At 39.3% G+C, this 24644-nt stretch carries 21 protein-coding genes and 1 pseudogene; all 22 read right to left on the reverse strand.

The window, feature by feature from the left end; genetic code table 11:
- Positions 1-84 precede the first annotated feature (84 nt).
- The 22 genes and pseudogenes from ACUXVC_RS16100 to ACUXVC_RS16205 all read right to left on the reverse strand — a co-directional run bounded on the left by ACUXVC_RS16100 (position 85) and on the right by ACUXVC_RS16205 (position 24629).
- Entirely contained in the window at positions 85-1317 is a 1233-nt protein-coding gene (locus ACUXVC_RS16100; protein WP_095690565.1) for a DUF4073 domain-containing protein, read from the reverse strand.
- Between the two features lie 327 nt (positions 1318-1644).
- Complete coding sequence (locus ACUXVC_RS16105; protein ID WP_098126780.1) at positions 1645-2604, reverse strand: RtcB family protein; 960 nt, start codon at positions 2602-2604, stop codon at positions 1645-1647.
- Positions 2605-2886: 282 nt separating this feature from the next.
- Positions 2887-3105 carry an RtcB family protein gene (locus ACUXVC_RS16110; RefSeq protein ID WP_000916241.1) on the reverse strand — a complete coding sequence of 73 codons (219 nt, stop codon included), beginning with the start codon at positions 3103-3105 and terminating at the stop codon, positions 2887-2889.
- A 143-nt stretch (positions 3106-3248) separates the two neighbouring features.
- A pseudogene (locus ACUXVC_RS16115) lies at positions 3249-4109 on the reverse strand (class I SAM-dependent methyltransferase); the annotation flags it as partial.
- Positions 4110-4159: 50 nt separating this feature from the next.
- Positions 4160-4951 (reverse strand): N-acetylmuramoyl-L-alanine amidase, encoded by a 792-nt coding sequence (locus tag ACUXVC_RS16120; protein WP_098519417.1) that lies wholly within the window; start codon positions 4949-4951, stop codon positions 4160-4162.
- 58 nt (positions 4952-5009) lie between these two features.
- Positions 5010-5297, reverse strand: a complete 288-nt coding sequence (locus ACUXVC_RS16125) for a hypothetical protein (RefSeq protein WP_042598287.1) — start codon at positions 5295-5297, stop codon at positions 5010-5012.
- A 9-nt stretch (positions 5298-5306) separates the two neighbouring features.
- Positions 5307-11498 (reverse strand): phage tail spike protein, encoded by a 6192-nt coding sequence (locus ACUXVC_RS16130; protein ID WP_446025753.1) that lies wholly within the window; start codon positions 11496-11498, stop codon positions 5307-5309.
- Between the two features lie 3 nt (positions 11499-11501).
- Complete coding sequence (locus ACUXVC_RS16135) at positions 11502-13016, reverse strand: distal tail protein Dit (RefSeq protein ID WP_086385031.1); 1515 nt, start codon at positions 13014-13016, stop codon at positions 11502-11504.
- Between the two features lie 11 nt (positions 13017-13027).
- On the reverse strand, positions 13028-15871 hold the full coding sequence (locus tag ACUXVC_RS16140) for a phage tail tape measure protein (protein WP_086396853.1): 2844 nt from the start codon (positions 15869-15871) through the stop codon (positions 13028-13030).
- Positions 15872-15873: 2 nt separating this feature from the next.
- Positions 15874-16146: a hypothetical protein gene (locus tag ACUXVC_RS16145; protein ID WP_061660386.1), complete on the reverse strand. Its 273-nt coding sequence runs from the start codon at positions 16144-16146 to the stop codon at positions 15874-15876.
- A 20-nt stretch (positions 16147-16166) separates the two neighbouring features.
- Positions 16167-16586, reverse strand: coding sequence for a hypothetical protein (locus ACUXVC_RS16150; RefSeq protein ID WP_061660387.1), 420 nt, complete (start codon positions 16584-16586; stop codon positions 16167-16169).
- 65 nt (positions 16587-16651) lie between these two features.
- Positions 16652-17317, reverse strand: coding sequence for a hypothetical protein (locus ACUXVC_RS16155; protein WP_061660388.1), 666 nt, complete (start codon positions 17315-17317; stop codon positions 16652-16654).
- A gap of 18 nt (positions 17318-17335) precedes the next feature.
- The gene (locus tag ACUXVC_RS16160) at positions 17336-17737 is read right to left on the reverse strand and encodes a hypothetical protein (protein WP_061660389.1); all 402 of its coding nucleotides are present in this window, start codon (positions 17735-17737) and stop codon (positions 17336-17338) included.
- Positions 17734-18150, reverse strand: coding sequence for a hypothetical protein (locus ACUXVC_RS16165; protein WP_061660390.1), 417 nt, complete (start codon positions 18148-18150; stop codon positions 17734-17736). The genes ACUXVC_RS16160 and ACUXVC_RS16165 overlap by 4 nt, the downstream gene beginning before the upstream one ends.
- The gene (locus ACUXVC_RS16170; RefSeq protein ID WP_061660391.1) at positions 18150-18482 is read right to left on the reverse strand and encodes a hypothetical protein; all 333 of its coding nucleotides are present in this window, start codon (positions 18480-18482) and stop codon (positions 18150-18152) included. Before ACUXVC_RS16170 ends, ACUXVC_RS16165 begins: the two co-directional genes overlap by 1 nt.
- A gap of 3 nt (positions 18483-18485) precedes the next feature.
- Positions 18486-18851: a hypothetical protein gene (locus ACUXVC_RS16175; RefSeq protein WP_000782183.1), complete on the reverse strand. Its 366-nt coding sequence runs from the start codon at positions 18849-18851 to the stop codon at positions 18486-18488.
- A gap of 36 nt (positions 18852-18887) precedes the next feature.
- Positions 18888-19724 carry a hypothetical protein gene (locus ACUXVC_RS16180; protein WP_061660392.1) on the reverse strand — a complete coding sequence of 279 codons (837 nt, stop codon included), beginning with the start codon at positions 19722-19724 and terminating at the stop codon, positions 18888-18890.
- Between the two features lie 76 nt (positions 19725-19800).
- Positions 19801-20397: a DUF4355 domain-containing protein gene (locus ACUXVC_RS16185; RefSeq protein WP_144465646.1), complete on the reverse strand. Its 597-nt coding sequence runs from the start codon at positions 20395-20397 to the stop codon at positions 19801-19803.
- Between the two features lie 92 nt (positions 20398-20489).
- On the reverse strand, positions 20490-20690 hold the full coding sequence (locus ACUXVC_RS16190; protein WP_061660394.1) for a hypothetical protein: 201 nt from the start codon (positions 20688-20690) through the stop codon (positions 20490-20492).
- Complete coding sequence (locus ACUXVC_RS16195; protein WP_061660395.1) at positions 20687-21727, reverse strand: minor capsid protein; 1041 nt, start codon at positions 21725-21727, stop codon at positions 20687-20689. The genes ACUXVC_RS16190 and ACUXVC_RS16195 overlap by 4 nt, the downstream gene beginning before the upstream one ends.
- 66 nt (positions 21728-21793) lie before the next feature.
- On the reverse strand, positions 21794-23293 hold the full coding sequence (locus ACUXVC_RS16200) for a phage portal protein (protein ID WP_061660396.1): 1500 nt from the start codon (positions 23291-23293) through the stop codon (positions 21794-21796).
- Positions 23294-23306: 13 nt separating this feature from the next.
- Positions 23307-24629 carry a PBSX family phage terminase large subunit gene (locus tag ACUXVC_RS16205; RefSeq protein WP_144465647.1) on the reverse strand — a complete coding sequence of 441 codons (1323 nt, stop codon included), beginning with the start codon at positions 24627-24629 and terminating at the stop codon, positions 23307-23309.
- Between the last annotated feature and the right edge of the window lie 15 nt (positions 24630-24644).

Consider the following 24644-nt stretch of genomic DNA (forward strand, 5'->3'; position numbering starts at 1 on the left):
CTATCGACAAAAAACGACAGACAGGCAACCCCTTTCTCATCAACAAAAAAAGAGCCCACACATTCAAATGCAGACTCCCTCCAATCACTTATTTACCGAAAAACGAAGTAACTGCGTTAATCCCGGCTCTAAATTCATTTCACCTTTATGGCGTACGTATACGACTTTATCTCCATCAAATTTCGGAGGATTTGCTTGACTATACGTATGCCACTCATTGGTTCCTTCTATAGAATACTCCATATATTCATTTGCACCGACAATTATATTTTTACTATCATCTGCCGTTACATTTGGTGCCATCTGCGCAATTTTTGAATCACTAATTAATAACTTCTTTATATCCTTATCACGTTTGTAATCGTAAGCTGTCACAATTACATCGTTACCATATGCTTTCACTTGTAACCCTTGTTTAAATGAATAGCCATCTGGAGCAGTTTTCTCTCCTCCATTTGGTCCTGCTGACATCCAACCTGTTTCAATCCCGCCCGTATTTACAACAGTGAAACCTTTTTCATCTCCGCCTTTAATTTTCTTTTTACCAGCCCAGTCAGGTAAGTTTAAATCCCAATGCGTATGACTCGTGAAGAAAACAACTTGCGGATAGTCTTTTAATATATCGTACAATTTATCCACGTTTAAATAATCTTGTAAGTACGGCGATTGCCTTGATCCAGATACTGTATCAGGTAAAACGTGATGAGAGAAAATAAAGATTGGCTTATTTTTATCTTTTTGACTGTACTCTTCTAAATTTTGTTTTAACCAACCTAATTGCTCATCACTCATATATACTTCGTCCCACATTTTTGAATCGTGGTATTTCATATATTTTTCAGTTCCTAAAAATAGAAGCGGATAACCGTCTAATTCTTTTTTATGATATACCTTTTCTTGTCCACTAAATTTCAGATAGCGGTTAAATAAAGTTTCCTCATTTACACCATTTGGCCATGTACTTTGAGAGAGTTTCCCATCCGCTGTCCATTTACCAGCATAAAACTCATGATTCCCAACAGTAGACCATACATTTTCTGGATGCTTATTTTTATTTAACACACGCTTTACATCATCATATTGTGACTGTTGTCCAGTTGGAGTTATATCTCCATTCATAATAAGCGCTCTAGAAAGTGGCGTCACTTTGTTCATATCTTTTAGCACATGATCAAAATCCCCTAAATCCCCTTGAATATCACTAATAACGTTAAAAGTTGTAGCTGATTTTCGGACTTGCTCTTTCCCTTCCGCATGCACTGAAAACGTCGGTAATAATGCAGTCATAACTGCTAACGAAGCAACCGTCTTTTTCATACAAATTCTCCCCCTAATAATAGAATGTACAAACTGACATGTTCTGCTTTCTCTTAGGTGCTTGTCCAATTCACATTATAGGGGGCGATTGTAAAGATTAATGGAATAAAAAATTAAGTGTTTTTTAAGAGATTTTGTCTTTTTTTCACACTCCACAATTAGTAATTCGCGCCAATCTAGCTTTCTAGTCTTTAACATTACATAAATGTAAATGAATATGATGAATCTCTTCGTTTGATATGTTGTCTTTTTAATCTTTGTTATATAACCGCCACAAAATACGCTCTCTTTTCAAGTTCTCTTCATTTAATAAACGTTACTCCTCTTTTAATTAGCCTTAAAATTATAAATCGGCTTAATAATATGTTTAATATCAATTGTGTCCTTTGTATTCTCAACAATCTCATCCATTGGCTTATATACCATTGGTGCTTCATCTAAAGTACTTTCTGCAACAGATGTAGTCCAAACCTCTGTCATTGTATTTTGAAAATCCTCTAAGTTAAGTACTTCTTTCGCCTTCTTACGGCTCATAATACGTCCTGCTCCATGAGGGCCAGAAAAGTTCCAATCTGGATTTCCTTTACCAAATGCAATGATAGAACCGTCTCTCATATTAATTGGAATGATTACTCGTTCATCTTTCTGAGCTGAAATAGCACCTTTTCTTAGAATCATATTGTCCATATCGATGTAGTTATGGATTGTAGTGAATTGATCTGTTACTTTCCAATCCATTTTAGTGACGATTTCATCAATCATTGCTTTACGATTTAACTCCGCATATTTTTGAGCAATTTTCATATCATTCATGTAATCTTTAAATCCTTGTCCTTCTAAATAAGCTAATTCTTTGCGAATCACCGGTTTCTTAATTTCACGTAAAGCTTCATGTATCTCTTGTTGTCTACCTTCTTTCGTTAAACGTTCAATGATTTCTTCTTTAATAGATTTAACGTTTATAAGTTGCTCGTAAGCAAAGTTTTGATAATACTCTGCTACCTGTTTCCCTAAATTACGCGAACCACTATGAATGACAATGTATACATTTCCTTTATCATCCTCATTCAGTTCGACAAAATGATTGCCCCCGCCAAGTGTACCAATACTTTTTTGAGCACGTTGCAATGCAAACGGGGCTCTTACACTATCAAAATCAATCATTTTTGAAAATCTATGTTCCTTATCTCGAATACGAAAACCACTTGGGACAAATTTGCGTATCGTTTCGTCTAAGTGATCGAAGTTGATTTCCTCTTTTTTCTTATTAATCATAACAACTTCCATGCCACAACCAATATCGTACTTACCTCTCAGTTTCCTGAAAGAGTGGACTATACCTTCTCTACATTCATCGAGATATGCAGTCTCTACTGTAGGCTCACCGTATTAATTATTCCTCTTCAATTCAAAATGGATGAGGAATAATTCTGTACCTTAGTCTGCTAACATAGTACAAGTCTCTGAACCATTCGATTATGTCACCATAACCACTGGCTGCTGATTGCCCTCGCCTTTTATCGTTAGGGTTTCCAGTCAATTGAGTGAGTAGTTTAAAGTCTGAGCCGATTAGTTAACCCCGACTAAATTAGGAACAATCTTATCTTGAATTGTCATTGTTGTCCCAATTGTACAACCTGCGCCCGCATGTGTATCTGGCATAATACGGATCTTGCTATCCTTTACGAATTGTTGGTTACAAAGATCAATAATTTGACCTGCTGCAGTTTTTTCTACATTCGTAGTAAACACTTTTGCTTCATTGTATTTCCCTTGTAATTTCAACATCTTCTATTTCCCCTTTCCTTTAGTTTCTACAAAACATTAATTTATAGATATTATATATTTATAATTATATTTTCCACCACTACAGCTCATTTCCTTTTTTATAAAAAAAGACACAGAGATTCCTCCCTATGCCTACTAATTTCCTACCTTTTCACCGCATGTACATAATGCACTGTCTCAAAAGCTTCTAAATAATCGTTTCGTCCTTCAAAATATAATACATCAATATCCTCTGGTGATAAATGCTCATAAATGAGTAAGCCCGCCTTCTCTAACAGTGCTTCCATTTCAGCATAAGAATAACATGATTTCATCGGTTCTCCGCCTACCGCAGCCATTTTCACCATATTTTCAACTCGATTGGACAGTCCCTTTTCTGTAAACAAGTTTTCATCCGGATAATCGAAAACGATAGAACTCCCTTCTGGAACCATCTCAAACAAGCACTCTATTAAACTAGCAAGTTCCTCTTTCGTTAAATAGTACGTAACACCTAAAAGGCTAAAGAAAGTCTTTTTATGTTCAAATCCTTCATTGCGTAACTGTTCATAGGAAAATCCTTTCGTAAAATCCATTGAAACAAAATGAAGGTTATTTGGAACTTCAAGTTCTACTTCTTTTATTCTTTCCTTCTTAAACGCCTGTGTAGAAGGATGATCCACTTCAAATATTTCTATTTTATTTTCTAATTCTCGGTGTCTAAAACTGAACGTATCTAAGCCTGCACCGAGTATGGCGTATTGTTTTGCTCCTAATGTAATTTCATGTAGTAATACTCTTTCACAATATGCGGCACGTGCTAAAGGTGTTGGTGATAACTGAACTTGCGTAATCCATTTTAATATTTCTTTTGGATTGTCTTGAAACTGCTCTGCAATTTCTTTATTGAAAAAGTGAATCCCTTGAACCATGTTCGTTTCAATATTGTTACGTTCTTTTTGTGAAATGAAATCTTTAGCTACATAATCATCAAAGATTTTAGGATTATCAAATTCACTAGTAAATGTATTATTAACCCCAAAAAAGAGTCTTCATTATGAAGACTCTTTTTCTTTTATTTAAATGATCCCCAATAATCTACACGCTTTCCGTTTGCGCTCTTACCAGTTGCCATGTAACCATATGTTCCGTTTGCTCGTGGTTGTCTAATCCAAACGTGACCATCTTGCTCAATGCCATAGCCATCATATGAAACTGATTGACCCTTTGAAAGAGTCGCGATTAATGGCGCGTTACTGAATGGAGCTGTACGTAAATTGATAGTTGTATTCAAGGTGAATGCTCCGCGCTCTCTAGCAAACCAACTAGAATCATATTGTCCAGAAGGTAATTGTGGTTGAGGTTGTGGTGTTGGTTCAGGTGGTACATAATCGCCAGAAACTAACTGTTGTTTAAACCACTCCACACGACCCTCAGCCAACATACGATGAGGACAATATTTTCCGTTTCGTTCCTGGTGTGTTTTAACGCGGTCGATTGGAATATTGAACTGATCCATTAACTGTCTAATGACAATGATCGCGTTTTTTACAGCCTGTTCATAGCGTGAGCCACCAGATTTAGAATAACATATCTCAACTCCAATAGAATGGCGGTTACCACGTCCGTTTGCGCCGTCTCCAGCGTGCCACGCGTTGCGATTGAATGGAATTAATTGAATTGCTTCTTTATCGTCTACAGCAATGTGAAAACTTGTTCCGGTTGAGTTGTTAGCGACATTGTTTCGCTCATTAATTGCTGGGGCGTCATTATAAGTATTATGGAAAGTAATTTCCGTTGGCGTCATAGGATTAGGACATAAAGTAGGGTAACGGCTTTCTGGTACTAACATTTGTTTGATTTGCATGTAATCAACCTCTCTAATTTTGTTTAATAGAATTGGATTTAAGTGCGCTGATATTAAATCAATGCACTTCGTCCACTTCTTTTTCTTTCGTTTTAATTTGTAATATATGTTTAATCTCGCCAATATCTCGAATTGATTCAGCTTGTTGTTTCATAATGTCTTGATTGTCTCTAATGACTGTTACATATTCTTTTTCTCGTTCGACACCTCTTTCGATAGTGTTTTCTAGCTTCTCTTCCCTTATCTCGTTACGCTTTAAGACATAACGGAAAAGCCAAGCAAACCCACCGATACATAAACCGACAACGCCGCCACTTGCAAGTTGCTCCATGATGAAATTTTCCATTTTAGTTTCTCATTCCTTTCCTAATAATTCTAACACCTGGTTTAACTTTGTTTCTAGAGTGGAAATTGTATCACTTTGATTTTTCATAGTAATTTCTAAATCTTTCATTCTAGTTTCTTGATCATTTAAACGTTTGTCTTTATCTTGTATATCTTTGTGATTCTCCTGTATTCCTTTCCAACCTAGTGAAATCATCGCGTAAAGATCGACAGCAGAACCATCTTCATTAGCAATTAATTTTGGCGCGAATTCGGAAATAACACCTACACGAACAGGGCCGTATGCTTCGCCGATTTCTTGATCTGATTCAATCACATTCCCTTCCACATCAACAAACTGGGCTGACTCAATGTTCTTGTAACGGTAAGTCATGATGTCAGTTTCTAGAATTATTTCTAATGCTGATCCTTCAAAGTTGCTAATGTCTTTTTTCCAAACTAGTGAAGACGCGTTTTGGAATGATCCCGCCGTAGCGTTAGACCAACCGCCGTCGTCACCTGTACGGAATTCAAAACGTCTTGCATTATTTTGCCATTTGAAAATGGCGTGTGTTCCAAATTGTTGCATCCAGTTAGCGCCTTGAATCCACATTGCACAAAGGCGTGTTCCGTTGTGGTTAAACGCATGACCGCCACCATATGAAGAGTATTCCGTTGTTTGCGATGATCCGACACCGACGCCCGTTATATATTTAAGTCTACCTTGTGCGTCTTTGATAGACCATGTAGACCAATCCTTTGCATATTTACCGCCTACGATATTTCCGAATCCATCAAAGTAAATGGCTTCTGGAGGGTTGAATTGGATTGTTGGACGCGTTGATCCTTGCGTTGCTTGTACCATGATTCCCTCTGGAGCAGTTAAACGCAACCCGTAACCATCAGTTGCAAGCGGTACTTCACCTAATGCGATTGTTGCCAGGTTATTCGGGGCCCAGATTCTAAACTCACTAGGCTCTATAGCTGAAGACCAGCGATCACTAGTAACATTTAAACGGCCCGGCAATGCTTCAACATGCTTCCCGCCATAAGGTGAACCGTTCGGCGCTACTTCGTAAACCTGTAGGCCACCTTCTTTTAACTCGGCATAGTTTTGAGCGTTTCTAGATTTGTCCAACGGGCCAAAACTTTTAATGATACTGTTGAATATTTCAACTCTGTTTGTTGCGTCTTTAGCGTTATGACTTTCATATTTAACACCCTTGATAGTGTTAGCCTGGAAATGTTGGGCCGTAATTGCACCGATAAGGTTTATCTTACTTGCCTGGATCGTTGCTGTTTCTTTTGTCAAGTTAATACTTGCGATTAGGTTGTTTTCTTTTACTGATAGATTGATATTTTTTTCGTTAACCTGGATTCTACCCTCTAACGTTTTTACATGTGCGTCCTTCGCAAAAGTTCCGTCAGCTTGTACCCTTGTGTAAACTTCTGTTTTCGTTGCCCTTAGATCAATGCCGTCTTTATTTGCTTTGATTGATCTTTCTAACTCTGTGACCTTCTGGTTGTATTGTTCTGTTGCGATACGTTTTGCAAGTTCTTCACGCAGATAGTCAACGTCGGTAATGTCTTTTGGGTTTTCCATAAACTCACTTGCAACTTTACCACGTTGCAACATAGGGCACGCCATCCAAAAACGGCCGTTACGCTCATTGTAAACACGGAATCTTATGAAGCCTGTATTAGCTGGCGCTTTCGTTGTTATTTCGAACCTTCTCCAAATGTGATTAGTAAGCTCAACCCTAGTTCTATTTGTCGCTATTCTAGTTTTCTTGTCAGCGCTCCACCATTCTATTTCAATAAAACAACCTGTTCCAGCGTCGAAAGCTGGTGGTTTTCCGTCAGTAATGAAATATGCAGAAGAAACAAAGTCTTCGCCAGATTGACAAGGTATAAACTCACCAGTAATGCCGAACCACCTGTTTTGTGTTAGCCCTGTAGAAGTGAATAAGAACGACGCATTCCCTTTGTATGTTAGATTTTTATCTATACTAGATGTTGCGCCTTCTGTTTTATTGAATATCCAATACTTTTCGTTTTGTGAAAATGATGCATTTCGCAATTCGTTTGTAGAGCCAACGCCCGCAACGTAGTCTTCAACCTGTTTAGATGTCATTTTTGCGCTCAATTCATCTGACAATTGTTTCATTTGAGTTTCTGAACTTGTGATCTGTTGACCCTGTTTCGTTGTTAGTTCAGTCAAGTTTTTCACGTTCGTTTTGATCCCGTCAGCGTCCTTCGTGATCTCCGTTACTTTTTCGTTGAACAATGTCTCTTTCACTCCGTCTTCTGGTGAGGGCGCGAACGTTTTCGGCATTGATCCTTTTAATACAGATACATTTTTGAAATAGCACTCACTACCATCATTTGAACGATCACCGTAAACATATAAATTAAACGCCTTCGACATGTCTGTTCTGGCTTCTAATTTTCCTGTAAAATGAATTCTAACCCACTTTTTAACAGGGTTAATCATTAGTTCTGGACAACCACTGTAGAAACTTTGTGTGTTATTTCCAGTAATAAAGTGATGGAAGCCTATTGCCAGTTTATTGTTTGCTGTTTCTGTCCATACATCTACAGCGATTGTAAATGTATCACCTGGCTGGAAATCGTTGACGAAACTTTTTGGCATGCCTTGAGATAACCCAAGCCACCTTTTACCGCCTACGATCGGGCCATTCTTATTAATTACAGCAACTACAGGATAACCAAACTTTTTATCATTTACGTGCATGTGATAACCCTTTGTAGGGTCTGTAGTACCGTTGTTATAACCTGTAGACCAGTTTCCAGAGCGCAAATTGCCGTTTAGGGCTTTGTCCCAACCTAAATCATTGTCAGCCCAATAGTGCGTGAAATCCCCGTTTCGTACATAGTTACGATCACCAGCGTCATTAACGACAGACTCTGTTTTTGTTATACGCTCTGTTACACCGTCAACACTTTGTTCTAACTCATAAGTTGACTTACTAAAGTCCGTCGGTACTGATCCCTTTTCCAGTTTAGGACGTTTAAAGCCGAACTTCTTACCTTTAGACGCTTCTGATCTCGCAAACCTTAAACGCATACCCCAACCCGTGGCGCGTCCGTCTATCTGGAATGTAAATGATCTTCTTGACCAACCGCCAGCAGGGAAGCCAGTTTGAAGGTTTTCTGTCCATGATCCATTGATAAATTGGAATACAAGAAAATCAACATGAACATCATTCTGTAGATCGACACTAAATGTCATATCTTTCCCTTTTTCATAGTCTCCCATTTTCGTATTATCTAAATGGAATTGATAGAAAGAGTCGGTTTGATCTGTACATTCGACAATCATGTAATCCTCGTGGAACGAGTGGCCAGCCTTATTAAGCATTGCACCGCCGACCATTCCGATTGTTTGTGGTCTTTGATTTCGACCTGTATTAATAATCCAGTTTTCACCGCCGACCGTGCGCGCTTCAACTTTTTCTAACTTTGTAGAAATTCTTCCCGCTTCTTCTTTGATCTCTGTTGTAACGCTTGTGAATTTCCCCTCACTTACTGTATCTTCTGGCGCTTGTCTCCACGGGTACGCCTTTTTAGTTACTGATAACATAGGACTAGACTGTTGATAAACCCACCCTTTAGCGTGCGAACTTTCCCAGGCTTCAACACGAATAACATTATCTTTAGAGTCAAGGTGTTTTTGTTCAATCTTAAATGATCCACTAACCTGTTTCCATTGGTTTGTGGCGCTCTCTACCTCTGGGCCGAAACCTAAACCATCATACATGCTTTGTTGCATTCTCTCGCCATCTTTAGCGCCTTTTATCCTAACCCAAACGGAATATGTTACCGTGTCGCCTAAATTCAATTTACCTTCATTTTTAAGGATTGTGAAGTGATAGGCCAGGCCGTGCCATGCTCCCAAAATATCGACTACAGCATTATCATTAAAACGATCTTTAGAAAGGGCAACTGATTCACCTTTAAAATAAGTTGGTGGTATTAATTCCTTTGTACCTCTCATAAGGTTAATTACATCAGTGTCCATGTTCTTGACGTCTGTTTCAACTTTCTGGATCAACTTTTTATTTCCGTCAACTGTACTTTCTAGCGTGTTTATTTTTTGCGACTGACCACTAATGTTTTTGTTAACTTCAACAATAGAATTAGAAATACCCTTGATCGACTGTTCTTGTTTTACGGTGATTTCTTTTAGTTCTCCGTCAGTTTTCTTTAACTGGCTGATCTCATTTGTGAACCCGTTTAAAGATTGCTGGTGTTTAACTAACGTTTCGTTAATTTCTCCATCTTTCTTTTTTAACTGGCTGATCTCATTTGTAAAACCATTTAAAGATTGTTGCTGTTTAACTAATGTTTCATTGATCGTTTTATCAGTGGTTTCTAGTTTCTGAATAGACTGACTAAAGCCGCTTATTGTTTGTTGCTGTTCCGCTACTGTTTTGCTAGTCGTTTCCGCGTCTTTCTTAATCTGACTAATAGAAGTGTTGAAACCTTCTAAAGACTTTCCGATCTGTACAATTGTTTGATCAACTTTTTGGCCGTTAACCTTCAATTCCTTCAATGTTTCTTGTGTACCGCGTTCCGTTTCTTTTATCTCTTTTGTGATCTGATCTAAAGACTGTACACCACCCTTTAAACCTTCTATTTCTTTGTTTAGATCGTTAGCTTTAGTTTCTAATGATTCAGCTTTCTTTTCGACTTCTCCAGCGCGTTTTTCCATATCTGATACACTTTTGTTTAATTGATTTGTCTTTTCTTGCACATCTTTTGCAACCTGGTCACGGATTTCCTTCTCCAGTCCAGAAAAATCTTCTGTTACATCTTCCCACTTACCACCACGCCAGATTTTCAGAATGCCAGGTTTTCCGTTTGAAGTGTCCAACCATAATGATTTCCCTTCTTTTAATCCTTCTGTTGGCGCGTTTGGGCCGTCGTGGATCGTAACTGAATTATTTGTAACCATTTCATTTAACTTCTCTGTAATCTCTGTTACACGCTTGTTAGTTTCAATAACTTCATTCATTTTGCTTTCTTGTTCCTGGACAAGTTTGTTGAGCTGATCCAGCATAGGTTTACCAGCTTTATTTTCAAGTAATCCTTGAACACGGTTATACATTCTTCTCATTTCCGCGTCATAATCAACGATTTCATGATATTCACCGAAAGTATATTTGTTTCTATCTGGATTAGTATTAGACTCTTTCCCACCGATCGCTCGCGCTTCTAAATACAAGGCAGGTGTAAACGCCGTGTCTTTAATTCCGATCGTATCACCTTTCATGATCAATTCATGACGTAGGCCGAACACTTCAGCAATATCTAACGCGTCCACCTCATAACCGACTGAAGAATTCTTTCTTTTCTCCATTTCAGTTTTCATAAGAGTCATTAAACGTTTTGCGTCAATTTCTCCTTCTGTTTCTGGTTGATAGAAACCGTATTTATGTTGGCCGTTCTCACTCCAGCGCTGAAATGCTTCATTATCAACAATGTAAGGTGATCCGTTGTTGATCTTTTCTATTGTGATAACTTCATTATCCTCACCACGCGCGAAACCAAGCAGGGCCGTACAAATATTTTTAGTGTGTTCAATACGTGTTACATTGATCAAGTCTTTTCCTAGTTCGATTTCTTTTCGTGTAACGCGTCCAATCTTTTCGACTAGATCAACGAACCAACCTGTTATAGTGTTTCCGTCTACTTCTACACGATAATTCAATTCTAAGTTAAATAAAGTTGCTGTTTTCTTTAATAGAGTTAGAGGGTCTGTGAATTCGTCTAGTGTCATTGTTCTAAAGGAAGCATAAGCAATATTCCCTGGTTGCCACTTAGTACCAGCAGTTGCAAGCGCTACATATTGATGTGCTGTTAACCCTTCTAACTTTTGTGGACGAATAAAGTTGGCCTTTCTTAATCCTGTCCATGATCCGACCGCCCTAACTGTAATAGAACGATCACTTGCCGTTTTTTCAACTTCGTCTTCAATAGTGTATGGAATTACATTTCCTTCACGATCCTGGCGCAACACTAAGTTTTGTTGCTGTAATGCTATAGCCTGGCGCGTTCCGTCAAAGACTTTGAATTCTAGAATGTCAACATTGTTTTTTAATTCCCACTCACGCATATCATCCCAATAATCTTGATCCTGGAATGTTGCCACGATTGATTGTGTTTTAAAATCTATTATGTGAAGTTCGGTATTTTGCATTTATTATCTGTACCTCTCTCTATATGTTACTTTTGCCTTTATATCTGGTGGCATAATTGAAAGTCTGTTCTCCCCTCTTATGATCTTAGGGAATGAACTAAAAATATCTTTAGCGGAAATAGCGTCCTTTCCATTGATCGTAACAAGCGAACGCTCTGTATCTATTATAATTTTGTCGCCAGTGTCTAGCAAATAAGGCTTGCCACCTGTTCCGACCTTATTAACCTTCCAAATTTTCAGATCATCAATTCTCATATCATTGACAAACCTGTGATCTTGCCAGCGTTGAATACCAATAGCGATTTGGGCCACTCTTCGGCCTGTTACCGTCATAGGGTTGTTTTCATCGTCTGTAAAGAATTGCACCGCGCTTGCGTCGTCTATTTCCGTTCCTGTTCTAAACCTAGCAAAATATACAGACCACGTTTTCCCGCGTCTAGCTAAAGAGATACGGCCATAAAAGTTATTGAATGCTGTATTTCCACCACCAGCAGAATCATACATTTTTCTAGTGTTGTTCGGTTGCATACTATTTCCGATCCTTGCATATCCGTGCGCGCGTTCTACAGTCCAATAAAGATCATTCATGTTAATATCGGCCACTAAATCACCTTGTTCATCCAATAAGAATAGTGATACACGGCCCATTTCTCCAGGGTCTTTACATTTTAGGGTTACGTATGCTTCAACTTTAAAGTCTGTTAACGGCCCGCCTGGAATTGATCGTTTTAAAATAGGGCCTGTGAACGCTCCCTGTTTAGGCGTCCCAAAATCTTCAACTTCAAATGCATATCTACCAGAATTAACTCTAAATTTACCCGTACTTTCCATTCCTGGTACTGTCTTCCCCGCGTCAGTCCATCCGACCAGGTTGTTCATTTCGTCCCACAATACGCGTTCATTCTCCTGGACAGGTTTGTCATTGATCGACATAGGTTGACCGATACGGAAATACTGGCGTTCTTGTGGATATTTACCAAACCATACATCAAGATTTGTCGCGGGCTTAGTCATTTCTAATTCGATAATAGGCTTAGCTTCTATTGTACCTTTATTGCGAAAATATGCGTTTTGTTCCGTCGTCCAGTCCTGTTTAAAATCAATGGTTTGTACAGCGCCTAATTTATAAGGCATAGGACATATGAACTTCAACGTACCTTGTCCAATATCGACTAATTGATCTGGATCAAGTTCATCGTCAATAACAGCTAAATAAGTACGATCTTTTTCGTCATCGAAAATTAATTCGGCTGGCTGATCCGTATAAAGCCAATCGGCCAATTCTTCTTTTAACTTTTCACCTTGTTCCGATGTTTCATACATAAATGCTACTGGTATTAAAATTTCTCTCATTTTCGTTTCTGTACGCAATAAGCGCCCGCCAGGATAATGTGGTACTTCTAAGAACGATCGTTCAATAGGCGCCCATGCAGGACGTTTAACGCCCTGTAATGGAATCACCTTATCATTTCTTTTTCCATTAAAACTAAAGAATGCTAATTTATCAAAACACTTCATTCTTTCACCTCTTAAAATAGTTTTCTAGTTTCTTTCTTTCTAGTGTTTACACGTTCTACAGTGTCGGCCACCAATTCACCTACAGCCTTTCCATCCATTTCTACAGTTGCTCGCAAATGAATTTCCTTGTCTTTGTCGCTAACACCGCCTAACGATTCCGCTACACCGTTTCCGATCTTCTGGAATACATCGTCATTTAATGGCATGATCGCTTCATCGTAGCCTTTAGCGTCACCGATTTTAACCATACGTTCCATACCTGGTTTAAATACACCACCGTTTGCGAAACCGCCAACACTAGCGGATACAGCCATACTACGGCCACCACCAGATGCAGGAGCAGGAGCAGAAAAACCTAGAGCGCCAGCGACAGCACCGCCAACAGCCTTTGCAGAATCTGCTATACCACTTATGAAACCTTTCACTTTATCTACAGCTTTTCCAATCCATCCGACAACTTTATCAACAATCTTCCAAGCGTCTTCAAATGGCCCGCCTATAGCTTTTGTTACAACTTTGAACACTGTACCTATTGTGTTAACAGTACCCTGAAAAAATGATAACAGGCCGTTTAAAACACCGTCAGCAACATTCACTATCGTATCCCATGTTTGTTGGAAGAATGTAACTATTGAATTCCAGACACCTTCCCAATTTCCAGTGATCAAGTTTAAAACAAGTGATATTACTAATTGTATCGCGTTCATTACCGTTTCGATAATACCACGAACTACAGGAAAAACAGTTGTTATAATGCCCAGGATAACGTTTAGTGCTGTTTGGAATACTACCGAAATTACACCCCAAATAACTTCAGTTATCTGTTTTATTGCCTGGTTGTTATTATCCCAGAATGATTTCACACGGCCGATTACCGATGTTACAACAGAATTCACCTGGTTTACTATAGTTGTTACATATGGAGAAATGGCACCCCAAACAGCATTAGTAACCTGTAAAATGCCATCCCAGCACATAGATATGAACGATCCAATAGGGCCGATAAGAGACATTACACCGCTAGCTAAGTTTGTTACAATACTGATAACGCCTGTTACAACGTCAGCTATTGTTTGTTGAGTTTGTGGCGTTAGTCCGATCTTTTCCGCTATCTTGCTAGCTTCTCCCCAATCACCCGTAACCAGGGCCATGATCAAATCAACACCCTGTTTAACACCTTCAATAACAGCCATTGCCATTTCTTGCGCTTCTGGAGATAGCCCCATTTGTGTGAAAATCTCTTTTGCACTATTCGGGACACCTTCACCAGACTTTGCATTCCATAAATCAACAAAGGCAGTACCTAAAGTTTGTAAAGGCCCCATGATTCCCTCAATTACAGCGGACCATTGTGCTTCCTTTTCCTGGGCTAAACGTACAGCTTCGGCGCGTTGTTCCATGACAACTTTCGCTTCTCGCATTTGTGCGTCATATTGCTCTTGTGTGATCAATCCCGCATCAAGTTGTTGAGCCAATTCTTGTTCTTTAGTCGCTAACATACCTTTTGCAGTTAGGTTTTCTTCCATAACTTGTTTCGCTTGTCTCTTTTTCTCCGTGTATTGATCTTCGTTTATAATCCCTTGTTTCAGTTCATTCTGTAAAATCAATTCTTCCATTGCTAACTGGTTTTTCGTACCCGCCAGCAATTGCGTTGCTTCTACAGCTTGTCCAGTTGGATCAAGATAGTTCGTGATGCCTTCTATAAGCCCAGTTGTTCCATTTGTTGCACTCATTAAGGCTGGTGTCATTTTGTCGTATAAAACCAACCCCAGGTTTGACGCACTTGACATCATGTTTTTAGTTGCCCCATCAAGGTTGTTAGACATGACTTTGGCCATCATATCAGCAGACCCGCTCGACATATCCATGTAGCGTTTTAATCTATCAAATTCCGCTGTACCGCCTTTAATAACTGGCAACCATGCAGAAAAGGCTTCTTGTCCAAAAATAGCTTTTGCGGAAACAATTTGTTGTTCTTGTGATAAATTACTGAAACCTTTTGATAAATCGCCGACAATATCGCGTATATTTCTCATTGATCCATCAGTGTTAGTTGTCGAAACTCCCAACGCGTCAAGGGCTTTACTCGCTTCTTTAGGTGGCCCAGCTAAACGAGATAGACCAGCACGCAAAGCAGTACCCGCCATTGATCCTTTTGTACCAGCATTTGCGAATTCACCCAGGATAACGTTTGTGTCTGATAAGTTCATACCAAACGAGTTTGCAACTGGCGCAACATATTTCATTGCTTCCCCTAATTGATCAATACTTGTATTTGTTTTTGACTGTGTAACCGCGAATAAATCAGACGCTTTTCCAGCTTCATTCGCTTGCATCCCAAAACCAGTCATCGTATCGGTTACAATGTCGGTTGCCCGTCCTAAGTCCATATTACCAGCTGTGGCCATACTTAATAGCGGGCCAATCGCGCTAATTTGCTGGCTAGCATTCCAACCAGCTAAAGACATAAATTCGAAACCTTCAGCAACTTCAGTGGAACTATAGCGGGTTGACTTACCTAATTCACGAGCTTTTGCGGTTAATTCTCCCATTTCATGGCCAGATGATCCGCTAATAGACTGTACTTTACTCATTTGTTTTTCAAATGACATACCTTCTTTTACAGCGCCGACCAATCCAGTTGCTAAACCTAAAGAAGCGCCAGCAACTCCAGCAAGGCCAATCCCCATTGCTACAGTGCTAGCGCCTACCATGCCAAATGTTTTATTAACAGGATTAAAGCCATTAGAGATAGATTGAGAGGCTTTTCGCCCCTCGTTCTCACTCCTTCTTAGGCCGTTCCTGTATTCAGTATCTTTTAAACCTAGTGTTCCAAATATCTTGAATACTTCCAACCTTATTCCCTCCTAAACTGTTTACTTAACTCACGCGCGTTTTTCATGACTTGTTCAACAGGGATTGTTTCTTTTTTGTATTTGTTACCCCTATCGCGGTAACCTGTTTCAATTAAGTAATCACTAAATGACTTATCACGGAAAGGATTATTTATATAAGCGTCCCAGCGCATATCGTATTCAATAGCCTTGTCCGTTACAGTCATATATAAATCTATTAAGAAACTCCAGGGAAGTTCTAACACATCTTTTAACGATCCGTAACGTTTGGCCATGCGATCAATAATAGTACCTATTACATGCTTAGGTTCGTCACGGATTTCATAAAAGCCGAAATACCACCAACACGCTTAAATGCATTGAATACAATGTCAAAATCTGATCCACATAACTCTTTCATTTCACCTTTAGGAAGGTCTGACATACCCGCCATAAGGTTGAACATTGCTTCAGCATCTTCACCCATCATCATCAGAATTTTGTTGTTTAACAGCATTGCAAAGTTGAACATACTTGAATTCTCTTTATCAGTTAGCTTTTTCCCTTCAGCTTGCTTTCGCGCACTTTTAAAGAAGTTATCAACGTCACTCGCAGGTACGTCACCTAATAATTGATGTTTACCAGCTAAACCAGCAATAACCATACGTTGCATTGCGTTAGGCTCTTTCATATTGTATTTATTACCGTTTAATAGTTCGAATTGTACTGATTCCATTTATATAACACCCTTCTGAGATAAGTATTTTAATATTTAGAAAGAGGGCCTAAACCCTCTGTTATTTATTCTTCGATCTTTTCAGCGTCTATAAATACGCGCGCATGATTTTTTTCAAAGTCTGGCCCGCACTTACCGTCTGGCTCAAAGATTTCAATTTCAAATGGTGGTGTCATTGGATCGTTTGGATCGTTATGTCCTGTGAATTCCACCTCTGGAGCAACTTCAGCTTCACTGAATACAGCTTCAAAACCAGATGTAGGTAACGCGTTAAACATCGTGATTCGATAAACATTACCGTCATTACTTCGACCAATTACAGTAATGTCATCAATGTAAACATCATCCCCACAAGCGTTCATAAGGTTTTCATTTCCACGAATGATTACGCCTTTACCTTTTACTTTTCCTGGCCCCGTTCCATCTTGTGTGTACTCTTGAATTTGGGCATTTAACAAGAAGTGTTTGATTAAATCTTTTCTGATCCACTCCAGGAAGCCCGCTTTCATTTTTGTTTCTGATTCAGATACATATTGTAGGCCTTTCACCTTACCGCGCACACCGCGTGCTTTAATAGCTTCTAAAGAAGGTGCGTAAGTAAATGACAAGTCACCTTGTGTAGCGCCTACGTCGATCATTTTTTCTTCGCCTTGTTTCCAGTTAAAGAAAATGCCTGTACCAGATCCCAATACAATGTTTTCTGGCGTGAATTTATTAAATTGTGCAATCATGCTTTGTCACCTCGTGAGTTATTTTGTGTCGTGTCCCGACGTTCTATATTTAACTAGGCTGAATCTAACTTCTTTACACCTCATTTCGAGATCATCGACAGGAAGATTCATTCTAGATATAAAATCAGTTTGGATCGTTAGCGATTTACATGCATTGATCAATGTACGATTTACAACCGCGTCATAGATTTCCTGGCTCGCAACGTCCAGTTTGTTGAAGTGTTCTGAAACACCCCATATATTTACGGTTACCGTAAACTTTTCACTGTACTTACTCATAGTAGCGTCACTTTGCAGATCAAATACCATGTAAGGTAGTTGTATATTTTCGTCTACAGCTTCCTCATAATGCACATCAATTCCGAGTGGATCAGCAATGTCCCACAACAATTCATTGACGTACTCAACAACCTGGATCATTTATCCATACCACCCTTCATTGTTTGCGCAATAATTTGTTTTACTTGGCCTTTTGAACTCTCTCCAGCTTTACGCATGGCCCGTGTTCCTTTTTTACCGCGTGTAACGTACCATTTACCTGTGGTTTTATCCTTGTACTTCCACGGTGTTTTTCGGCCATTTTTTTCGGAATAAATACCCGTTCCGAATTCTTCGTATATTAAATTGTCATCGTTCCCGCCCACAATCGCCTGTAAGTTTTGACCTTCACCAGTTACTTTGCTTGTAATTGTTCTGGCTGTTGCGCCACTCTTTTTCCTGGTGTTTATCTTCGCTTGCGCTTCAATATGTTTGATCGCTCTTTGAAGGGCCACTTTTTGCAATTGCGCCGTTCTTCTTTCACATTCAGCGCGCCTTGATATGAATTCGCCCATTATGACCACACATCCAGCGCGACCTCTATATGATCGTTAGAGTTATAAGGGTTTGACGCTTTAGTTGCACGGTACTCTTTCCCATCTTGTATAACTTTATCGCCAGCCCTTACATCAATAACGGAACAATACATAATAGCGTCAGTTGAGTTAACAATGCGATCCTGTTTAAAGCCCGCTGGTGATCCTGTTACCAATTCATCAACAATGGCTACAACCTCATTAATCTTCTTAAATTCGCCTTTGTCATACGGGTTTTTCTTGTCCCGTTCGCCTTTACGCTGTATTTCCGTAGGTTTGCCGTGTTTGGCCAGTAATCCCGCGATACGCATTTGTTACCTTCCTTCTGGCCTACGTCCGCGAATACGCACACTTGGTGTTCTCATTCGCCTTGATAGCCCTGTTAATAATGTTTTGGGATAAATCCCTTCTGGCCCATATTGAACGCGATACGATCCCATTTGTTCACTTACAACGTCAGCACCTTCGCCAGATAAGTGATAAGTTATTAATCTAAACGCTACAACCTCATAAGATTTAGGGAATTCACGCCCTTCAGCTTCAAAATCAACGCCAGTATAACCAACGATAAACTCTGTCACTACAGGGATAAGAATGTCTTCAATGTATTCCTTTTGCATGGCCGTATACTCTTTTTGAGTAGATTTAGCGTAACGATCAAAAGTAGTTATCATTTTCATGTGTTAATCTCTAAAAAAGGGAGAGCCAAAACCCTCTTAATTTTTAGCAGTAGCCTTTTCAACTTTTCCAGCGTGTGCATAGATTGCGTTTTTCTTCATGTCTAACACGAATGCATCATAGTAGAAACGGCCCTCTACTAACGTTCCAGAAATTCCTGGTGGATCAAGGTGTACTTTTGTTTCAGCCAATTTAACAGGCGCAACAGTTGCCGACTTATGAGTGATAATGAATTCTTGACCATTCATAAATGACTTTGGTGTTTTGATGATAGCAACGCCGTCAACCTCACCGACTTGACCTTTTAAAAGGATTGTTCCTTGTGCTAAATCACTAGCTTTCGTGTAGTTATCGTCTAGCTTTAATTTATTGATATATGCAGGTGTTGCATGACACACGCGGTTTTCTGGTACAAAGTGATCATCCAACGTTTCTTGGCCAGCTAGGAAGGATTCATAAGCATTTGTCTTAGTGATAGCACCGTCTACTTTTGTTCCAGCACCTTCAGACATAACTTTTAAGCGGTATGTTTCAATTTCTGGAATAACAACTTCACGCATTTGACGCGCGATCGCTGGTGCAACCTTTACTTCACTTTCTTCTTCGTTCATTTTGTCCATTGTGAATGTGAATGAGCGGTCTTTTTTCATGATTTCTTCCTGTAGATCGTTGCCTAATTCATCAGCTTGACCGTATCGACCTTGACCAGAACGCTTATAATCATTCATTTCTACAGTTTGAACAGATGTAATTTTGATTCCTTTTGCTCCAGTGAATTCATAATCCTGGTTTGTTGAAGCAGTTGTAACAGCAGACGGCGCGAAACGCTCATCTACTAAAGGTGAAAACTTATGTGTTAGATTTAATGTAGTCATTCTATAAATCCTCTCTCTTTGTTTAATAGTTTTGGAATAGCTTTTATAGTGACGTCAATTCCGTTGGTCATGATCCTTATTGCCACTCTTTCATGAAAGCGTCACGAATCGGATCACTACCGCCTTTGTCACCAGCGCCTTTTGATTCACCTGGTGTTTTATCAGCTAAACTCGTTTTAACACGCTTAGTTAATTCACTGTCAAGATTTGCTTTGAATGCTTCTACATTCTTTGCAATCTCTTCTTCAGTGTCGCCGATCACGTTCATAGCAAAGCCAGCACCAAAACCAGCTCCTGCTAACTTAGCAACGGCAACGTCTTTCATTTTAAGATTGTGGGCCGTTTGCTTCTCCTGGTCACGCTCTGTTTTGATCTGGCGCATTTCGTCCATTAATGTTTCCACTTCTGTTTTATTCTTTTCACCGAATTCCTTTTCGGCACTTTCGCGGGCTTTTCGTTGTTCCTCTTTTCGGATTTTACCCGCAACGCGATTTACTTCAGCTTGAATTTGCGCTTCCACTTGCTCTTTAGTAAATGTTTCTGGTGTTCCTCCACCATCTCCAGCAGGGTCATCACCTTCGCCACCTTCAGAAAAGAATTGTAGGCTGTTCTTAAGATCAGATAATCGAATTGCAGGTTTTACAATCCCCGTACTAACTAAAAATTTTTTCATGATATTACCTCCACATTTTAAGTCGGTGTGTGACTATGTTTGCCTCGGTTTTTCGCGTCCGTTTCCACACTTATTATATAAAAATTATATAGTTATAGACTTTCTAATAAGTTAGTCGTAACTTTTTTAATAGTTTCTCTACGTTGTTTCGGTGTTGTTTCGTCTGTCATTTCGTTTAACACAACAACTTTGTCATTAAATAAATCTTGATCAATTTCTTCCTGGTGTTTTCCTAGCACTCCTAAAAGTACACTAATCAATGCCACCTTCTCTTTTTGATCTAAGTTTTTCATGTTATCACCCCTTTTTTCGGCTGGAATAACTTGTCATATTGCTGATAAGTCATTTCCACATCGTTTGTTTCGACGCTCTTTCCGTTCTTATCTCGTACCATACGTATATTTGCGTATCGTATGCCCTCAAGGTATGGAATAGCTAGCGTTCGACAGCGTGCATGTAATGGAGGGTAGTTGCTTCCTGGGCTTGCATCAGCCGTTATATAAATCTTTCCAGTGTCTAACGATCTACAGCGGGTAGAAGTCCTAGCATCGAATATTACATGTAGTTTGTATTTATCAATGTCAGCTTCTTCATAACTGTCTAACGTGGCCTTTCCGTAGAAATAGGCTTGTTCTGTATAGATCATAGTAATGGCATTACGCAACGGCGCTTTCATCTTCTCCGCAAACCGTACAGCTATTTCATCAGCGTGTAGGCCCTGTAAAACACCTTGTGTCATTTCGCCTCGTAAATGGAATAATAGTGTTCTCTTATTCTCCCATAAACGATCACTGAATTGGTTACCACTCCAAGGGTGACTTAACACATTTTCAATCATCTTGTCATTAATTTCATAGACCTTACTTTGTATACCATGTCTGTAAAAGTCGTATTTATTACTGATCAAAGTGTCCTTAAACGTTGTTGTAAATAGGCTGCAAAGGCTTTTTTCTTCTGTCAACGCTCTTTTTCCTAACTTGATTAGCATTTCACTTTGTACGGCTTCTAATCTACTAAGTTTTTTCATGTCCAGATGGGCTTTCACATCCTGGGCAATGTTCGGCGCTATGATCTGATCACTATTCTGTAATTCATTCAGAAACTCTACTAAACTAATACGCCTGTCATGTTTCTCACGCTTATTAAGAGCCTTGACCAATTCGCTATAGTCAAAACCCTTTCGCGATAGATAGGCCCTCATTTCGGCCGTTACTTCCTTTTCAGCGCGTGCGAATGATTGACGCATACGCTTTTCTAGTTTCTCGGCTTCAATGTATCCTTTCGCTTCCTGGGCTTCAGCACGTTTGGCCCAATATGCTTCACTGTTCATAGGCCACCAGCACCAGCAAGGGCAATAATAGAATCAATCTCTTTTTCTGTAGGTTCGTAGCCTAAACTATTTCTGATTGATCTTTTTACTGTCTCCCTGTCCTTTTCCTGGCGTTTGATATTTGTCACCGTCAGATAGTTGTCGCTCTTGTGTAGCATCGTTCTTTCCTTGTTCTTCCACGTTATCATTTTCCCCACTGAAAGCATCTTTGTACGAGTCATACTCTTCTTCCTCCTGTTCTTTCTTCATTTCTATTAAGTGTTCAATGTCTTGTACAGCAGATAGATATTGATAGATAAACTTATCTGGCAGTCCAGCTTGACGCAATTTCACAACAAGATCAGCTTCTTCTAAATAGTTAGCTGGTAAGTTAGGTGTAAATTGGATTTTAACGTCTTTTAATCCAAACTCTTTTGATCCTGGTAATTTATCAAGGTATCCTTTGATGATCCCTAATTGATCTGTTAGCGCACGATTAAACATACGCTCTTTTTGCCCGCGTACTTGCTCCAGGGCCAACAATTTATATTTAATAGCGATCCCAGACAGGTTACCGCCGAATTCCTTGTCATTCATGTTCGGAACGAATGTATATTTGTGTATATCGTTTTCTACACGGGTTTTCATGTTTTCGTTGAACGTGTCATTGATCTGTTTTACAAGCCATTCAGCATCCCCATTTTCATCTAACAGCATTACTTTATCTTCTTTTAGGCTGTTTATATCATCCTGGTTTGTTTCGTTCATGTTAACTAACTTTAGGATCGCGTCAGTGAAGTCAGATAAGTCTTCCATTGATCCAGATTGCAGATCATTATACGCGTCAATAATCGGAAGAATATCTTCATAGTCTCCTAATTCAAACTTATTGTTCTGTATCTTAATAACTGGAATACGTGGGTTTCCGTCTTCATCTACAATGTTGTGTGCCTGTTCTTCTTCTTGGCTCATGTTCTCAATGGAAATGTCCAGGATTTCGTTTAATGGTTGTCCTAAAATCTTTCCTTCATACACAAACGAGTATTTAATGTATTGCACTTTGTCATAGATCGTCATTTCTACCTTGATTTCATTATCTTTCGTTACTGTCTCACTAAAACGAATAACGTCTGTAATCTTAGGTTTGATAGAGTCATCATAGACAGCAATCGTATGACGCGGATCAATGTCTTTATAATTCAATTCGCCTTCTTCATCGTGATAGAACAAGCGGAATGCACGGCCATAAATAGACATATCAAGGGCATTATCATAATCTACTGTCTGTCCGTCGTTTTCATCCATTATGTCAAGCGCTGGCTCTAACGCTTCAGTTTCCGTTGTATTATACGTTACAGGCATTCCCATGAAATAACCCGTGCTGATCGTTGCTGTGTACTTAGGGAAGTTGTGAACGATCCTAAACGTCTTGTTACCGTTCTTCCTATCCTTCTTATTCTTTATTTCATGATGTCCCATGTAGTATTTGTATAGTTTTTGCAGGGCCAAATACCCCTTACTATTCCCAACTCCTTCTTTGATACGAAAATCAAAGTAAAATTCTTTTGCTTCTTCAAATGTAAGCATCTTATCTTCCTTTCTAGAATCCTAATTGTAATCTGGACATACTTCTTACTTTTCCTTGTTTCTTCATGTCCTTTTCCATTGCATAACGCACCATATCAATTGTGTGATTATCTTTATCTTGTAATCGTGGTCGCGGGTTTCCGTCTTTGTCCGTTTCCCAATCAGCATTTTCAAACTCTTTTAACGTGTTAGGGCAACGTTTCGGATCAATAACGATTGCGTATAGATCGCCTAGCCATTCTGTGCCGTACTCAACGCTATCTGGCCCTTTTTTAGCGCCTTTAACCTTTCGTATGTCATGTTCATTCTTTAACTCGGCTATAGACTTCGGCTCGGCGCTATCACATGTTATTTCAATTTCCTGGTATCCCTTTTTCTTGATCCATTCAGCCAGCTTTCTATTAGATATTTGAACGCCGTATAATTCATCGAATATGTATAACGTGTTCTTCTTTTTATCAAAGTGCATACGGCCAAAAGCTAGCGGATCGGTTGCATAACCAAAATCGACACCTTGACGAATGTTATCAAACTGACTAATCTGTTCGTCTGTTATTTCAGCGCTAACAATATTATCGAATGGTACAACGCCAGACCCTATTGCTTCACCGAGATATTCCCAGCGATATTTTAGCGGGTTCATTTCCTTTTCAATTTCAGCTTCTTCATAGAATGCCTTTGTTAAATGCTTGTTATCTAAATACGTTGAATGATTTACGTGTGTGTTATCTGGTATGAAAGAACTGTTATATTTCTTGTTCAGCCAGTGCGCACGGCGTTTAGGTGGGTTGTAGCTGTAGAAGAATGTATATTCATAGTTTGGTAACTCTGGTCTATGCTCTGGATTGATTTCGAATTCACCACGTAGCACCGACTTTTCAATGATAGATATTTCTTCTTCCGTTCTAAACTCGCCAATTTCTTCCACCCATAAGCCCATGATAGGGAATTTAGCGTCTTTAATAGACTTGATCCTTTCTGGTTCTTCACATCCGAGAAAATATATCTTATTTCCTCTGGGCTTGTATTCGATCACCAGGCGTGACGGAATGCAACGGAATAGATGACTAATGTTTAATATCTCCATTGCTTCTTTTAGCTGTTCAAATACCGATCTAACAACTGTATTCTGTACTTTACGTAATACCAGCCAACTAATCGGATATTCCATAATGTCCATCAATATGCGGAATGGTATGAAGTAACTCTTACCTGAAGCACGACCACCTTTCAATACATACCGCAGGTGTTTCTTCATTTCTGATAGATAATAGACTTTCTTGAAACGCGGTGAAATAACGTTTCTCATGTCAATATGATCAACGTTTTCGTTCATGCTCTTCCCGCGCTT

The organism is Bacillus sp. N6, assembly GCF_052805735.1.

What these genes read in the sequence shown, in the direction of transcription:
- ACUXVC_RS16100 (WP_095690565.1), bottom strand. Translation starts at nt 1,317, where the DNA reads ATGAAAAAGACGGTTGCTTCGTTAGCAGTTATGACTGCATTATTACCG.
- ACUXVC_RS16105 (WP_098126780.1), bottom strand. Translation starts at nt 2,604, where the DNA reads ATGGAAGTTGTTATGATTAATAAGAAAAAAGAGGAAATCAACTTCGAT.
- ACUXVC_RS16110 (WP_000916241.1), bottom strand. Translation starts at nt 3,105, where the DNA reads ATGTTGAAATTACAAGGGAAATACAATGAAGCAAAAGTGTTTACTACG.
- ACUXVC_RS16120 (WP_098519417.1), bottom strand. Translation starts at nt 4,951, where the DNA reads ATGCAAATCAAACAAATGTTAGTACCAGAAAGCCGTTACCCTACTTTA.
- ACUXVC_RS16125 (WP_042598287.1), bottom strand. Translation starts at nt 5,297, where the DNA reads ATGGAAAATTTCATCATGGAGCAACTTGCAAGTGGCGGCGTTGTCGGT.
- ACUXVC_RS16130 (WP_446025753.1), bottom strand. Translation starts at nt 11,498, where the DNA reads ATGCAAAATACCGAACTTCACATAATAGATTTTAAAACACAATCAATC.
- ACUXVC_RS16135 (WP_086385031.1), bottom strand. Translation starts at nt 13,016, where the DNA reads ATGAAGTGTTTTGATAAATTAGCATTCTTTAGTTTTAATGGAAAAAGA.
- ACUXVC_RS16145 (WP_061660386.1), bottom strand. Translation starts at nt 16,146, where the DNA reads ATGGCCAAACGTTACGGATCGTTAAAAGATGTGTTAGAACTTCCCTGG.
- ACUXVC_RS16150 (WP_061660387.1), bottom strand. Translation starts at nt 16,586, where the DNA reads ATGGAATCAGTACAATTCGAACTATTAAACGGTAATAAATACAATATG.
- ACUXVC_RS16155 (WP_061660388.1), bottom strand. Translation starts at nt 17,317, where the DNA reads ATGATTGCACAATTTAATAAATTCACGCCAGAAAACATTGTATTGGGA.
- ACUXVC_RS16160 (WP_061660389.1), bottom strand. Translation starts at nt 17,737, where the DNA reads ATGATCCAGGTTGTTGAGTACGTCAATGAATTGTTGTGGGACATTGCT.
- ACUXVC_RS16165 (WP_061660390.1), bottom strand. Translation starts at nt 18,150, where the DNA reads ATGGGCGAATTCATATCAAGGCGCGCTGAATGTGAAAGAAGAACGGCG.
- ACUXVC_RS16170 (WP_061660391.1), bottom strand. Translation starts at nt 18,482, where the DNA reads ATGCGTATCGCGGGATTACTGGCCAAACACGGCAAACCTACGGAAATA.
- ACUXVC_RS16175 (WP_000782183.1), bottom strand. Translation starts at nt 18,851, where the DNA reads ATGAAAATGATAACTACTTTTGATCGTTACGCTAAATCTACTCAAAAA.
- ACUXVC_RS16180 (WP_061660392.1), bottom strand. Translation starts at nt 19,724, where the DNA reads ATGACTACATTAAATCTAACACATAAGTTTTCACCTTTAGTAGATGAG.
- ACUXVC_RS16185 (WP_144465646.1), bottom strand. Translation starts at nt 20,397, where the DNA reads ATGAAAAAATTTTTAGTTAGTACGGGGATTGTAAAACCTGCAATTCGA.
- ACUXVC_RS16190 (WP_061660394.1), bottom strand. Translation starts at nt 20,690, where the DNA reads ATGAAAAACTTAGATCAAAAAGAGAAGGTGGCATTGATTAGTGTACTT.
- ACUXVC_RS16195 (WP_061660395.1), bottom strand. Translation starts at nt 21,727, where the DNA reads ATGAACAGTGAAGCATATTGGGCCAAACGTGCTGAAGCCCAGGAAGCG.
- ACUXVC_RS16200 (WP_061660396.1), bottom strand. Translation starts at nt 23,293, where the DNA reads ATGCTTACATTTGAAGAAGCAAAAGAATTTTACTTTGATTTTCGTATC.
- ACUXVC_RS16205 (WP_144465647.1), bottom strand. Translation starts at nt 24,629, where the DNA reads ATGAACGAAAACGTTGATCATATTGACATGAGAAACGTTATTTCACCG.